This window comes from Mesorhizobium sp. M7A.F.Ca.US.007.01.2.1 (assembly GCF_003998165.1).
Taxonomy (GTDB): Bacteria; Pseudomonadota; Alphaproteobacteria; order Rhizobiales; family Rhizobiaceae; genus Mesorhizobium; species Mesorhizobium ciceri.
Genome location: NZ_RZQP01000057.1, coordinates 1 through 14,300, shown reverse-complemented (window position 1 = coordinate 14,300; position 14,300 = coordinate 1). Strand labels below are relative to the sequence as shown.

At 63.3% G+C, this 14,300-nt stretch carries 13 protein-coding genes; 8 read left to right on the top strand and 5 right to left on the bottom strand.

Features of this window, described 5'->3' with window-relative positions:
- Window positions 1-14: 14 nt before the first annotated feature.
- Window positions 15-626, bottom strand: a complete 612-nt coding sequence (gene phaR / locus EN949_RS13215) for a polyhydroxyalkanoate synthesis repressor PhaR (protein WP_013529185.1) — start codon at window positions 624-626, stop codon at window positions 15-17.
- 84 nt (window positions 627-710) lie between these two features.
- The gene (locus EN949_RS37100; RefSeq protein ID WP_255337222.1) at window positions 711-839 is read right to left on the bottom strand and encodes a hypothetical protein; all 129 of its coding nucleotides are present in this window, start codon (window positions 837-839) and stop codon (window positions 711-713) included.
- A gap of 86 nt (window positions 840-925) precedes the next feature.
- Here EN949_RS37100 and EN949_RS13210 point away from each other — a divergent pair, with 86 nt between their 5' ends.
- From EN949_RS13210 to EN949_RS13185, 6 genes are all read left to right on the top strand, one after another.
- Complete coding sequence (locus tag EN949_RS13210; RefSeq protein ID WP_024502944.1) at window positions 926-2,104, top strand: acetyl-CoA C-acetyltransferase; 1,179 nt, start codon at window positions 926-928, stop codon at window positions 2,102-2,104.
- Window positions 2,105-2,302: 198 nt separating this feature from the next.
- Window positions 2,303-3,028 (top strand): acetoacetyl-CoA reductase, encoded by a 726-nt coding sequence (gene phbB / locus EN949_RS13205; RefSeq protein ID WP_013529183.1) that lies wholly within the window; start codon window positions 2,303-2,305, stop codon window positions 3,026-3,028.
- 729 nt (window positions 3,029-3,757) lie between these two features.
- Window positions 3,758-7,150, top strand: a complete 3,393-nt coding sequence (locus tag EN949_RS13200) for a helicase-related protein (RefSeq protein WP_063169187.1) — start codon at window positions 3,758-3,760, stop codon at window positions 7,148-7,150.
- A 16-nt stretch (window positions 7,151-7,166) separates the two neighbouring features.
- Window positions 7,167-7,553: an RNA-binding S4 domain-containing protein gene (locus EN949_RS13195; protein WP_013529181.1), complete on the top strand. Its 387-nt coding sequence runs from the start codon at window positions 7,167-7,169 to the stop codon at window positions 7,551-7,553.
- 234 nt (window positions 7,554-7,787) lie between these two features.
- Window positions 7,788-8,126 carry a ferredoxin FdxA gene (gene fdxA, locus EN949_RS13190; RefSeq protein ID WP_013529180.1) on the top strand — a complete coding sequence of 113 codons (339 nt, stop codon included), beginning with the start codon at window positions 7,788-7,790 and terminating at the stop codon, window positions 8,124-8,126.
- Window positions 8,127-8,493: 367 nt separating this feature from the next.
- Window positions 8,494-9,075: a CarD family transcriptional regulator gene (locus EN949_RS13185; RefSeq protein WP_013529179.1), complete on the top strand. Its 582-nt coding sequence runs from the start codon at window positions 8,494-8,496 to the stop codon at window positions 9,073-9,075.
- 165 nt (window positions 9,076-9,240) lie between these two features.
- Here the strand turns inward: EN949_RS13185 and EN949_RS13180 are convergent, their stop codons facing one another.
- Window positions 9,241-11,010, bottom strand: a complete 1,770-nt coding sequence (locus EN949_RS13180; protein WP_063169188.1) for an ATP-binding protein — start codon at window positions 11,008-11,010, stop codon at window positions 9,241-9,243.
- Window positions 11,011-11,140: 130 nt separating this feature from the next.
- On the opposite strand from EN949_RS13180, the gene EN949_RS13175 reads away from it, so the two are divergent.
- A complete protein-coding gene (locus EN949_RS13175; protein WP_024502940.1) occupies window positions 11,141-11,800 on the top strand; it encodes a response regulator transcription factor in 660 nt (219 codons plus the stop codon).
- 157 nt (window positions 11,801-11,957) lie between these two features.
- Window positions 11,958-12,569: a LysE family translocator gene (locus EN949_RS13170; protein WP_024502939.1), complete on the top strand. Its 612-nt coding sequence runs from the start codon at window positions 11,958-11,960 to the stop codon at window positions 12,567-12,569.
- Between the two features lie 181 nt (window positions 12,570-12,750).
- Here EN949_RS13170 and EN949_RS13165 read toward each other — a convergent pair whose 3' ends face one another.
- A complete protein-coding gene (locus tag EN949_RS13165; RefSeq protein ID WP_013529175.1) occupies window positions 12,751-13,521 on the bottom strand; it encodes an amino acid ABC transporter ATP-binding protein in 771 nt (256 codons plus the stop codon).
- Window positions 13,518-14,198: an amino acid ABC transporter permease gene (locus tag EN949_RS13160; RefSeq protein ID WP_013529174.1), complete on the bottom strand. Its 681-nt coding sequence runs from the start codon at window positions 14,196-14,198 to the stop codon at window positions 13,518-13,520. Before EN949_RS13160 ends, EN949_RS13165 begins: the two co-directional genes overlap by 4 nt.
- Window positions 14,199-14,300 lie beyond the last annotated feature (102 nt).

The following is a 14,300-nucleotide window of genomic DNA, read 5'->3' as shown; positions in this document are numbered from 1 at the left end:
AGAACGCCAGGCGCTCAGGACATCGTGTCGAGCTTGCGCTGCATGGCCGCGATCTGGTCCTTCAGTTCCTGAAGATCGTCGGGCTTGTCAGGCGTTTCCTTCCTGGCCGGCTCGGGCGACGTCGCAGCGGCTGGCGTGGAGCCCGCAGGCGGGAACGGCGTGAACAGCCGCATCGCATTCTGGAACATTTCCATGTTGCGGCGCGTCTGTTCCTCCAGCGCCTTGATCGGCGTGGTGATCTTCATCATGTCGAGCGGCGACTTGCCGAGCGCCCCCTTCATCTGCTCGCGAAAGCGCTCCTGCTCCTTGGAAAAGGCAAGCATCGACTGTTCGAGGAAGCTCGGGACGATCATCTGCATCTGGTCACCGTAATAAGCGATGAGCTGGCGCAGGAACGGGATCGGCAGCATGTTCTGCCCGTCCTTGTTCTCCAGTTCGAAGATGATCTGGGTCAACACCGGATGCGTGATGTCGTCGCCGGTCTTGGCGTCCTGGACGGTGAACTCCTCGCCCTTCTTGACCATCTCGGCGAGGTCCTCGAGCGTCACATAGGTGCTGGTGCCGGTGTTGTAGAGGCGGCGATTGGCGTATTTCTTGATGATGATCGGATCGTCTTTAGCGGCCATCTACATCCTCCCGGGGACACCGGCGCGCCTCTGAGTAAGCCGCCGATAACGATTGTGCCTTTTTTGAGGATATGCGCAAAAGCCTCACAATTCCAAGCAGTTTGTGCAGTGCGGGATCACTAAATGCTGCATGGCAGGCAAAATATGCTGCGCAGCAATGGACGAATGGCCGCCATGGCAAGGCATGGCCTGCTTGCGGCGCATGGGCGCCATGCCCATTTCCGGTTTGACTTGGGGTTGGGAAAGGGCAAGAAAAGTCCCCAACGACAGAGCAACACCCTTGAAGTCTGGAGAAGAAAATGTCCGCTTCCATCGTCATTGCCAGTGCGGCGCGCACGCCGGTCGGCTCCTTCAACGGCGCTTTCGCCGCCACCCCGGCGCATGAGCTCGGCGCCGTCGTCATCACGGAATTGCTGTCGCGTGCCGGCGTCGAACCAGGCGAGGTCGACGAGGTCATCCTCGGCCAGGTGCTGACCGCCGCGCAAGGCCAGAACCCGGCCCGCCAGGCATCGATCAATGCCGGCCTGCCCAAGGAAACCACCGCCTGGGGCCTCAATCAGGTTTGCGGCTCGGGCCTGCGCGCCATCGCGCTCGGCATGCAGCAGATCGCCATCGGCGATGCCAAGGTGATCGTCGCCGGAGGCCAGGAATCGATGTCGCTTTCGACGCATGCCCAGCACCTGCGCGCCGGCGTCAAGATGGGCGACTTCAAGCTGATCGACACCATGATCAAGGATGGGCTGTGGGACGCCTTCAACGGTTACCACATGGGCAACACAGCCGAAAACGTCGCGCGTCAGTTCCAGATCACCCGCGAAGACCAGGACCAGTTCGCGCTCGCCTCGCAAAACAAGGCCGAGGCCGCGCAGAAGGCCGGCAAGTTCAAGGACGAGATCGTCGCCGTCACCATCAAGGGCAAGAAGGGCGACACCATCGTTGACCAGGACGAATACATCCGCCACGGCGCCACGATCGACGCCATGACCAAGCTGAAACCGGCTTTCGACAAGGACGGCACGGTAACCGCCGCCAACGCCTCCGGCATCAATGACGGCGCCGCCGGCGCGCTGCTGATGAGCGAAGCGGAAGCGGTGAGGCGCGGCATCACCCCGCTGGCGCGCATCGTGTCCTGGGCAACCGCCGGCGTCGATCCGCAGATCATGGGCACCGGACCCATTCCCGCCTCGCGCAAGGCCTTGGAAAAGGCCGGCTGGTCGGTCGGCGATCTCGACCTGGTCGAGGCCAACGAAGCCTTTGCGGCGCAGGCCTGCGCCGTCAACAAGGACATGGGCTGGGATCCCTCGATCGTCAACGTCAATGGCGGCGCCATCGCCATCGGCCATCCGATCGGTGCGTCCGGCGCTCGCGTCTTCAACACGCTGGTCTTCGAAATGCGCCGGCGCGGCGCCAAGAAGGGTCTCGCTACCCTGTGCATCGGCGGCGGCATGGGCGTCGCCATGTGTGTCGAAGCACTCTGAAGAAAGTCACTAAACGGGCGGCGTGCATGCATGTCGCCCAAAACTGCGCAGCGGTTTTGGGAACACCGACATGCATAAAACCAAACAGCTGAAGCGCATCGCCTGAACCTACTTCAGCGCGACGCGCTTTAGCCGCCCGTTCTGTATCCAGTGCCTGCCAAGCCCGACAACAGGGCGATATCAAAAAAGGGGAAATGCATGACCAAGGTAGCAATCGTCACAGGCGGATCGCGCGGCATCGGCGCGGCGATCTCGATCGCATTGAAGACCGTCGGCTATTCGGTTGCGGCGAACTATGCCGGCAATGATGCCGCAGCGGCGAAATTCAAGGCTGAGACCGGCATTCCGGTCTACAAATGGTCGGTCGCCGACTATGATGCCTGCGCCGCCGGCATCAAGCAGGTCGAGGCCGATCTCGGCCCGGTCTCGGTGCTGGTCAACAATGCCGGCATCACCCGCGACGCCATGTTCCACAAGATCACGCGTGAGCAGTGGAAAGAGGTCATCGACACCAACCTGTCCGGCGTCTTCAACATGACGCATCCGCTGTGGAGCGGGATGCGCGACCGCAAGTTCGGCCGCATCATCACCATCTCCTCGATCAACGGCCAGAAGGGCCAGGCCGGCCAGGTCAACTATTCCGCCGCCAAGGCCGGCGATATCGGTTTCAGCAAGGCTCTCGCCCAAGAGGGGGCGCGCGCCGGCATCACTGTCAACGTCATCTGTCCCGGCTATATCGCCACCGAGATGGTCAAGGCGATCGACGAGAAGGTGCTCAACGAGCGCATCATTCCGCAGATTCCTGTCGGCCGCCTCGGTGAGCCCGAAGAAATCGCGCGCTGCGTCGTCTTCCTCGCATCCGAAGATGCCGGCTTCATCACCGGCTCGACCATCACGGCCAATGGCGGCCAGTATTTCGCCTGACGACGGCGATGTAGGCGCAGAGATCGACGGGCCGGCGCGCCGGCCCGTTTTTCGTTTGCGCCATGGTCCCTTCGAAGTGACAGCACGGCTGCTGACCCAATCCGGCACGCAGAGGTTAACAGCGGCCCGGCCGGCCTGTGCGAAACCAGCTTCCAAGCCTGTGATTCTCGGTGGATAAGCTGTTCACAACACAAGATATTGAGGTGAACAAAACGGGAAAATTCCGCCATCGCTGATTCGTCGCCGATTCGTTCCGGCTTTGAGCTGAACGTTAACGACGACAGCCGGAATCCCCTGCCAATTGCTTAACGCAGATTAAGAAAGATCAACAATTTCATAACCTTGGTCGAGGCACGCCAAGCCATTGTGATCGTTTATCGGCAAAGGTTAATGGCAATGCCCTCTTAGCACGAAACGGGCCAGTTCAGCGATTCAGCATGTGGTGCGTCTCGTGGTCGCGAAATCCACATATAGCCGTGAACAAAAGCTGAACCTGCAGGAGTCACTGATTCGTCGCCGATTCGTTCCAGACTCGTTCTATCCGTTAATCCGCATTCTGATTGAGAGCTTGACGGAACCACCTTCTGGCTGCCGACGGAACATTCCGCTTTCGCTTCGCGCCCGAAATCCCTATGTGTCGCCTGTCATACGCGCCCATTTGAGGCACGCTCCCGACAACCAGAGGCCAGAAGCCTTATCTCCAGGTCCCGGAAGCCTTATTCTAGGTTGATGAACATCCAGCCCAAACACACTGAGCCGCTGATCCTGTCGGGCCGCGACGTGACCGCCGTGCTCGGGCCGACCAACACCGGCAAGACCCATCTCGCCATCGAGCGCATGGTGGCGCATGAGAGTGGAATCATCGGCCTGCCGCTCAGGCTTCTGGCGCGCGAGGTCTACGCCCGCGTCTGCGAAAAGGTCGGCGCCCACAAGGTTGCGCTGATTACCGGCGAGGAAAAGATCCAGCCACCGGGCGCCAAATATTCGGTCTGCACCGTCGAGGCCATGCCGCGCGAGACCGACGCCGCCTTCGTCGCCATCGACGAGGTGCAGCTCGCCGGCGACCTCGAGCGCGGCCACATCTTCACCGATCGCATCCTGCACCTGCGCGGCCGCCAGGAAACGCTGCTGCTGGGCGCCGCCACCATGCAAAGTATCCTGCAGCGCCTGCTGAGGGGTGTCTCGGTGGTGACGCGGCCGAGGCTGTCGCATCTTGCCTATGCCGGCTCCAAGAAGCTGACCCGCCTGCCGCGGCGCACGGCGATCGTCGCCTTTTCCGCCGACGAGGTCTACGCCATCGCCGAGTTGATCCGCCGCCAGCAGGGCGGTGCCGCCGTCGTGCTCGGCGCGCTCTCGCCGCGCACCCGCAACGCCCAGGTGGCGCTGTTCCAGTCCGGCGATGTCGACTACCTCATCGCCACCGATGCCATCGGCATGGGTCTCAACCTCGATCTCGACCACGTCGCCTTCGCCCAGAATCGCAAGTTCGACGGCTTCCAGTACCGCAATCTGACGGCGGCCGAGCTTGGCCAGATCGCCGGCCGCGCCGGCCGGCATCTGCGCGACGGCACGTTCGGTGTCACCGGCCAGGTCGACCCGCTGGACGAGGATCTGATCAAGAAGATCGAAGGCCACGACTTCGACCCGGTGAAGGTGCTGCAATGGCGCACCGCACATTTCGACTTTGCCAGCCTCGACGCGCTGAAGCGCTCGATCGAAACCAACGCCCCGGTCGAGGGACTGACACGGGCATTGCCTGCCGTCGATGCACAGGCGCTCGAGCATCTGTCGCGCGACGAGGACATCCGCGCACTCACCACCAATGCCAAGCGCGTGGCGCTGTTGTGGGAAGCCTGCGCGCTGCCCGACTACCGCAGGATCGCGCCGGCCCAGCATGCCGACCTCATTGCCTCGATCTACACGGACCTCGCACGCCACGGCCATGTCGACGAGAATTATATGGCCGAGCAGGTTCGCCGCGCCGACACAACAGAGGGCGACATTGATACGCTCTCGCATCGCATTGCCCAGATCCGCACCTGGACATTCGTGTCGAACCGGCCCGGCTGGCTGGCCGATCAGGCACACTGGCAGGAAAAGACGCGCGAAATCGAAGACAGATTGTCGGATGCGCTGCATGAGCGGTTGACGAAACGCTTCGTAGACCGCAGGACTTCCGTCCTCATGCGGCGCCTTAGAGAAAATACCATGCCTGAAGCCGAAATTAGTCCTACCGGAACCGTCCTTGTCGAAGGCCACCATGTCGGCGAGCTGCAAGGGTTCCGCTTCACCGCCGACCAGACCGCCGGCGGCGAAGACGCCAAGGCGGTGCGCACCGCTGCCCAGAAGGCGCTGGCCGCCGAGTTCGAGGCGCGCGCCGAACGCTTCGGCGCCTCGGCCAATGGCGATATCGCGCTCGGGTCGGATGGCACGCTGCGCTGGATCGGTGCGCCGATCGGCACGCTTGTATCAGGCGAAGACGCGCTGAAGCCGCGGCTGGTGCTGCTGGCCGACGAACAGCTGACCGGCCCGGCGCGCGACAAGGTCGCCGCGCGTGCCGAGCGTTTCGTCAATTTCCAGATCGAGTCGCTGCTGAAGCCGCTGGTCGACTTGAAAAACGCCGACCAGATTTCCGGCATCGGCCGTGGCATCGCCTTCCAGCTGGTCGAGAATTTCGGCCTCATCAACCGCCGCGACATCGCCGAGGAGATGAAGTCGCTCGACCAGGAAGGCCGCGCAGCCCTTCGCCGGCTTGGCGTGCGCTTCGGCGCCTACCATGTCTTCGTGCCGGCGCTGATCAAGCCGGCGCCTGCCGGGCTGGTGACGCTGCTGTGGGCGCTGAAGAACGACGGCAAGGACAAGCCAGGTTTTGGCGACGTGGTCCATGCGCTCGCCTCGGGTCGCACCTCGGTGGTCATCGACCCCGCCTTCGACAAGACCTTCTACAAGCTTGCCGGCTACCGCAATCTCGGCCGTCGCGCCGTGCGCATCGACATCCTGGAACGGCTGGCGGATCTGATCCGCCCGGCGACCAACTGGAAGCCCGGCCTCGGCCAGCGCCCGGACGGCGCCTATGACGGCCAGTCCTTCATGGTGACGCCGCCGATGATGTCGATCCTCGGCGCCACCGCGGACGACATGGAAGAGATCCTCAAAGGTCTCGGCTACCGTGCCGAGCCGAAGCCGGCCGTCGAGGTCAAGGCGCGGCTCGAAGCACAGGACAATGCCGCGCGCGAAGCAGCGATGGCGAAGCTTGCGGCGGAAGAGGCTGCACGAGCCGAGCAGACCAAGGCGGCGGACGCCGCAGCAGAGGCAGCAGTCGAAGGGTCGGAGCCGGCATCGGACGCAGTGGCCGTTTCGGAAACGGCGACCGAAATGACCTCCGACGCCGCGGCGGAACCTGCTGCGCCTGCCGTGGGAGAACAGGCGGACGCTCCGGTCGAAACCGTGCAAGACGAAGCGCCTGTTGCCGAGGCTGCTGCTGAACCGGCACCGGTTGAACCGCAGGCAGAGGCTGAAGCTGCCGAGACTGAAGCCGCAGCGGCAGAAGAAGTTGCACCGGCCGAGCTGGTGTCAAATGCCGCGCCGGCAACGGACGCCGCGCCGGACGAACCCGTGACGGTGACTGAAGCAGCCACCGGGGAACCCGCCCCGGAAGCCGAAGCGCCAAAACCCATCCTGTTGTGGCGTCAGGGTCGTTTCGAACAGCGCCCGCGCAACCGCGACGACAACCGCAGGAACAATCGCCCACGCAACGGACAAGCGCGCGGCCGAAGCGATGCGCCTGCGGACGCCGGCGCACCGAACGCCGCTGCACCCGGAGAGCGTCCGGCCCATGAAGGACGGCGCGATGGAGCCGGCAAGCCGCGCTTCGACCGCTCGAAGTTCAAACCCAAGCCGCAGGCCGAAGGCGAACAGCGACGTGACAGGCCGCAGGGCGAGCGTCCCGACCGCCGCGAAGGCCGTCCCGACTGGAAGGGTGGCAGGCCGGATGGCAAGGGTGGTCCGCAAGGCGGCAAGCCCGCCTTCCAGCCAAAGCCGCGCGAGGAGCGCCCGGTGCGTTTCGATCCGGATTCGCCCTTCGCCAAGCTCGCCGCTCTGCGCGACCAATTGAAGAAGTAGAACCCGGCTCGCTTCGATGGTTGCCGAAGGCCGCCAGCGCATCGACAAATGGCTGTTCTTCTCCCGCGTCGTGAAATCGCGCTCGCTGGCGGCGAAACTGGTCGTCGCCGGCCGGGTCCGCATCAATCGCGACAAAGCAGCGCAGGCTTCCGATCAGGTCAAGCCAGGCGACGTCCTGACCATCACGCTCGAGCGGCGCATCTTCATCTGGAAGGTCCTCGGCGCGGGTGCGCGACGCGGCCCGGCCGAGGAAGCCCGTACGCTCTACGAGGATATGTCGCCACCGCCCGCACCGAAGGGCGAAGCCCCTCCCGATGCAATTCCGGGGCTGCGCGAGGCCGGCAGCGGCCGCCCGACCAAGAAGGAACGTCGCCAGACCGACCGATTGCTCGGCGAAGATTGATGCCTGGCGTCCAAAAACAGGCGGCGCTTGCCAAGATAACGACGTGTTTGAAGCAAAACTGAACCCGGCAAACAGGAAGCCCTGCATGAGGTCGCCGGCCTCTGGGGCGCCGGCTGCCTGGAATTCCATTTCGAAACGCTGATGCCGACAGGAATGGCTGCCCTTGCAAGCAGCGGCCAAAGGCGTTACCTGACGGAAAAAGCCCAACAAAATGGGACGTCCCGGAGCCGACCGATGACCTATGTCGTGACCGACAATTGCATCAAATGCAAATACATGGACTGCATCGAGGTCTGTCCGGTCGATTGTTTCTACGAAGGCGAGAACATGCTCGTCATCCATCCCGACGAGTGCATCGACTGCGGTGTTTGCGAGCCGGAATGCCCGGCCGACGCGATCAAGCCCGACACCGAGCCCGGCCTCGACAAATGGCTGCAGGTCAATACCGAATATGCCGAGAAATGGCCCAACATCACCGCCAAGAAGGAACCGCCGGCAGACGCGAAATCCTTCGACGGCGAGGCCGGCAAGTTCGAGAAATACTTCTCCGCCGAGCCCGGCGAAGGCGATTGACAATACGGCCGGAAAGGCCGGTATTACGCAGGGTAAGAGGCACGTCACATTAACCGGCTTGACAGCCGGCGCCGGGTTGTGGCCTTCGCGTATGCAGCAAAACCTTGATTCTTCCGACTTTTTGTGTTACATCAGCGAAACATGCCGGTGACACAACGTCGATTTATGGCGCAGACGCCCCAAATCACTGAAAGGTGAAAATCCCATTCGGACCAGAGCGATCTGGGCCAGGCGGTCGCGATGTTGCGGTTTGCCGGTCCGGCTTTTCCGATGGGTTCATCTGTTGTGCGGCTAACGGTCGGTTTCTCCGATCGCGCGAGTTCGGGCCGGCAGGACGCCGGTACCACAACAAGGAGTTCAGTGCGCAATGGCAACGATCACCCCGCAGAAGAAGTCCACCGCTGCGCGTCACGGTTTCAAGACCGGCGAGTACATCGTCTACCCGGCGCATGGCGTCGGCCAGATCGTCTCGATCGACGAGCAGGAAGTTGCTGGACACAAGCTGGAACTGTTCGTCATCGACTTCTCGAAGGACAAGATGCGCCTGAAGGTGCCGGTCGCCAAGGCGACCTCCATCGGCATGCGCAAGCTGTCGGAAGAGGATTATGTCGAGCGCGCGCTGAAGGTCGTGCAGGGCCGCGCCCGCGTCAAGCGCACCATGTGGTCGCGCCGCGCCCAGGAATATGATGCGAAGATCAATTCGGGCGACCTGATCTCGATCTCGGAAGTCGTGCGTGACCTCTACCGCGCCGACAACCAGCCGGAGCAGTCCTATTCCGAGCGTCAGCTCTACGAGGCGGCGCTCGACCGCATGGCCCGCGAGATCGCGGCCGTCAACCGCATGTCGGAAACCGAAGCCGTGCGCCTAATCGAGGTCAACCTCAACAAGGGCCCTAAGCGTGGCGCCAAGGCCGACAATGAAGAGGCCGAGCAGGAAGAAGCTGCCTGATCTTTCTCACCTTTCGAGAAATCCTGCGTGAAACGATTGGAGGCTCCGGTTTGACCGGGGCCTCTTTTGCTTTCGGGCGGCAGCTTCGATGTTGGTAGGCCCTGCGCACCAGCGTGCTGCATCGCGGCTTGCCGGCGCGCCGAGCCGTCGAGCGCGCGTTTCGTTTTAACGTGTGTCGCCACTTATCGCCTTGCCGCCAAAGCAGACCGCGGTAATGGTCTCGCGCAATTCCTCGTCGGCGATCGGCTTGTGCAGGATGCGGCTGCCGCTGGCGCTGATCTCCTTGAGGCGCGCCGGCGACGTATCGCCAGTAATGATGATGGTCGGGACAAGCCGGCCGATATGGGCGTGAAGCGCACGGATCGCGTCGGTGCCGGTGGTGTCATTCTCGAGACGGTAGTCTGCGATGATCAGGTCGACCGGCGCATCGCCGGCAGCCAGCGCCGCCGTATGGGCCTCCTGCGCCTCTGCGGCGGAGCGGCCGGGATAGACACGATGTCCCTCCAGGCTGAGCAAGCGCACCATGGCATCGAGAACGTCGCCCTCGTCCTCGACCACCATGATGCCGGCGGCACTGCTGGCCGGCGATGTCGTGTCGACCTCCAAGCGAGCTTGCACCGCGCCGGCCTTCGCGACGGTGATGGAAAACAGGGAACCGCGCCCGGACGTCGAAGCCAATTTCAGGGGGTGCCCCAACAGCTCGGCGGTGCGGCGAACGATGGCGAGCCCGAGTCCCAGGCCTTGCGTGCGGTCCCGCGCCGGGTTCTGCAACTGCACGAACTCCTCGAAGACCATCCCCTGCTGATCGGCGGGGATGCCGGGGCCGCTGTCGAGGACCTGTATCTCCACACATGCGCCGCGCCGGCGACAGCCCAGCAGGACACCACCTTGCTTGGTGTAGCGAAGGGCATTCGAGATCAGGTTGTTGAGGATGCGCTTCAACATCATCGGGTCGCTGTCGACGTAGAGACTGCTGTCTACCACGCGCCACGTAAGTCCGCGTTGTTTTGCCTCGGCGGCGAATTCATTGCGAAGATCACCAAAGAGGTCGCGCAGCGGCACCGCCTCGCTCGCGACCGTGACGATGCCCGCATCGAGCCGCGAGATATCGAGCAAAGCGTTGAGCAGCCCACTGAAGTTGCTGACAACCGATTTCGCCCGGCTGGCCAGATCGCGCGCCTCGCCGGAGGGTACGTCGCCGCGCTGCCCCAATATGGCAAGCGTCGAGACCAGCAGGCTCAGGGCATGGATCGGTTGGCGCAGATCGTGACTCGCCGCCGCCAGAAAACGCGTCTTGGCACGGTCGGCGGTCTGCGCCCTGTCGCGTTCCTCTTGCAGGTGCTCGACCAGCGTTTCGTTCTCCAGTCGCAGGCTGACGGTTTCGCGCAGCATGCGGTAGGTGATACGGCAGTAGTAGAAATTGATCGCCACCAGCGATGCGAGCAGGAACAGGAAGGCGCCGGAAATATCGCTTTGGGTGGTCAAGCAGCGCAAGGCGACCGGCACCACCGTGGCCAGGATGGAACCGACCAGCGCCGGCGGAAAGGCCGACAGCGACGGCACCGTACCGCAGACGAGACCAGTCAGGACGATGACCGTGAAGGACAGCACGATCGGCGCCTCGGGCATAAAGCCGACCCAGCCAAGCACCCCCCACAGAAGGCCCGACATACAGGAAAACGCCGTGGCCAGCCATGCCCAGCGCAAGATCGAGCCGCGATCCCTTGAGCGGCTGAAAAAACGGCGCGACGCCAGCACCCGGATAGCCGTCAGCAGATACAGCGCCGCCAGCCAGCCGATCAGCCAATTGGCGGAAACGGCCGTTCTCAGAACATAGACCGCCGCCATCGAGATCACGATGTTGGAGATGACCACGCCGTAGGAATTGCGATACAGGAGTTCGACCAGGGCCTGGCGTATCTTGTCTTCCTGCATCGAATCCCTCCAATTGTCCCAAGTAATTCTCCGGCCGGTCTTCCCCGGTACCGTTGATCTACCGGCAACCTGTTTCGCATAAGTTGGCGATCGATCCATATACGCCGCTGCAGCCCTGGATGGTGCCCCGATGAACCGCTCGCTCACCGCCATACTCGCCGACGACCATGCCATCGTGCGCGAGGGGCTGAAGTTGCTTATCTCGGCTATGGACAATGTCTCGGTCGTCGCCGAGGCTGCGGATGGCGAGGCGCTGCTTGGCCAGCTGCGAAGCACGCGCGCCGACCTTTTGATCCTCGACCTCGGCATGCCAGGTGTGGCCGGGATGCAGTTTATCGCCACCATCAGGACCTTGGCGCCACGCCTGCGGATCGTGGTGCTGACGGCCAATGTCGAGCCGAGGACAGTACGCGCCGCGCTCAGCGCCGGCGCCAACGCCTACCTGACCAAGGATGGCGATCCCGAGGAACTCGGCGCTGCCATCGAAGCGGTCAAGAACGGAGGCACCTATCTGGCGAAAACCGTTCGCTTCGCGGTCAGCGATATAGGCAGGGACAGCGAGCCGATAGCCGCGCAGGAAATCCTGTCCCCGGTACCGCTGACGCGGCGCGAACGGCAGATCCTTCAACTGGTGGCGCAAGGCATGATCACGCGCGACATCGCCGAACGACTGGGCATCAGCCTGCCGACCGCTCGCAAACATCGCGAAAATCTGATGGGCAAGCTCAGTCTCCACAACACCGCCGAACTGACCGCCTACGCGGTTCGTCTGGGATTGCCCACCGGCTGATATCGCAGCCGCTACAATGGGCAACCCGGCAACGGCCCCTTAACCATCGGCAGATTAGCCAAACCCGATCATCATCCAAATACGGCATCCGCCGTATGTTTTCGGCCTGCCCCCCGGCCTACTCCTCCCACGGCTTGATCACATGGGAGGAGCTGTCATGCCATCGCTGGATCTCTGGATTCCGTTCGCCCTCGCAACACTCGCCTTCGCCTGCATGCCAGGACCGGCGATTCTCTACATGACAGCGCAGACGCTGGCCCATGGCCGTCAGGCGGGATTGATGGCGGCGCTGGGTGTCCATCTTGGTTGTTACGTGCACATCCTGGCCGCGGCGGTCGGGCTCGCCGCACTGATGGAACACGCGCCGGTCGCTTTCTTGGTGATCCGATGGGCGGGCGCCGCATATCTCATTTCGCTGGGCCTTGCCATGTTCCTGGGCTGGAACCGGATGGGCGAGGATGGTGCCAGGCCGGCCCCGAACACATTTCGCGACAGCATGGTCGTCGAGATCCTCAATCCCAAGACGGCACTGTTCTTCCTGACCTTCCTGCCGCAGTTCGTGGATCCGTCAGCCGGCATGGCCGTCGGGTTGCAGTTCCTCATCCTCGGCATCATCGTCAATCTCATCTTCTCGATGGCCGACCTTGCGGCGGTCGGCATCGCCTCGCTCGCCGTTGGCCGGTTCACTGGCGCCGGATGGGTGATCCCAAAGACATGCGGTTCGATCCTCATCGGACTTGGCGTGGCGCTCGTCAGCCATCATATCTGAACCTGCAAATGAAGAGCCGCGATTTCGAGGGAGATCTGACGGTGAAATTTCAGCGGCTGCTGGCGGCAAGGCCCGATATGCCGAAGGATGGCTGACGGCCTGCTCGCGCATCCGGCAAGATATACCGGAACCGGCGCGCCTTCGGGGCCATCGCCCGAATTCTACAGACCCTAGGCCGCGCCTACCCGCCGCCGCCTTCCTTCTCAGCCTCCTGCTTCAGCGTCGCAATGAACCGCTTCGTCCGTTGCTGCTCCGGATTGTTGAACAGCACCGCGGCCGGTCCCTTCTCGACGACGACGCCGGCATCGAGGAACACCACTTCCTTGGCGATCTTGGAGGCGAGGCGCAGATCATGCGTCGCCATCACCATGGTCGTGCCTTCACTGGCGAGCTTGCCAAGCACGTCGACCACCTCTTGCGCCAGTTCCGGGTCGAGTGCCGAGGTCGGCTCGTCGCAGAGCAGCACTTTCGGCGACGGCGCCAAGGCGCGGGCGATCGCCACGCGCTGCTGCTGGCCGCCCGACAGCGTCGCCGGCCAGGCGTCGGCCTTGTGCGCCATCCCCACCTTCTCCAGCAGAGCCAGCGCCCGCTCGCGTGCCCTCTCAGGCGCCCATTTCAGCACCGTCACCAGCCCTTCCATGACGTTCTCGATCGCGGTGCGATGCGGAAACAGCTGGAAGTTCTGGAACACCATGCCGGTCTGCAGCCGCAGGCGCTGGATATCCCTGGCCGGAACCCTGCCACCAGGATGGAATTCGAGCGTCTCGTCGCCGATGCGCACCGTGCCCGAGGTCGGGATCTCCAGGAGGTTGATACAGCGCAGCAGGGTGCTCTTTCCCCCGCCCGACGGGCCGACCAGCGCCGTGACGCTGCCTTCGGCAATGGTGACCGTCACGCCCTTCAACACGAGATTGTCGCCAAAGCGCTTTTCGATGTTGCTGAGGCCGATCATGAGCGTGCCTCCAGGAAGCCGCCATAGCGGTTGAGCCGGGTCTCCAGCCGCGTCTGCAAGGCCGACAGCACCGAACTCAGCGCCAGATAGAGGATCGCCGCCTCGACATAGAGGATCAGCGGCTCATAGGTGGTGGCGACGATGCGCTGCGCCGCCTGGAACATCTCCGGCACGGTGATGGCGGCGGCCAGCGACGTATCCTTGACCAATGAGATAAAGGTGTTGGAAAGCGGCGGCACCGCGACCCGGCCGGCTTGCGGCAGGATGGTGCGCCGCATCGCCTGGCTCCAGGTCATGCCGATCGAATAGGCCGCTTCCCACTGGCCCTTCGGCACCGACCCTATGGCCGCGCGGATGATTTCCGACGTGTAGGCGCCGATGTTGAGCGTGAAGCCGATCAACGCCGCCGTGAAGGCGTCGAGCAGGATACCGACCGACGGCAGGCCGTAGAAGATAAGGAACAGCTGCACCAGCAGCGGCGTGCCGCGGAAGATCCAGACATAGAAGCGCACCAGCGCGACCAGCGGTTTCGGACCAAACAGCCGGGCAAGCGCCGCACCCAACCCAACGGTCAGCCCAAGGACGAAGGACAACAGCGTCAGCGGCACGGTGAAGATCAGCGCCGCCCACAACAGCGAAGGCAGCGACTCCAGCATCAGTTGCAGCCAGTGCGGCACGTAAGACCCTCCAAATAAGTCGAGGCTTTCGTCGAGGCGCGACATATCACGACAAAAGCGGCGGACCGTCAAAGACGACTCGCCGCTCGATATGTCCTGTGG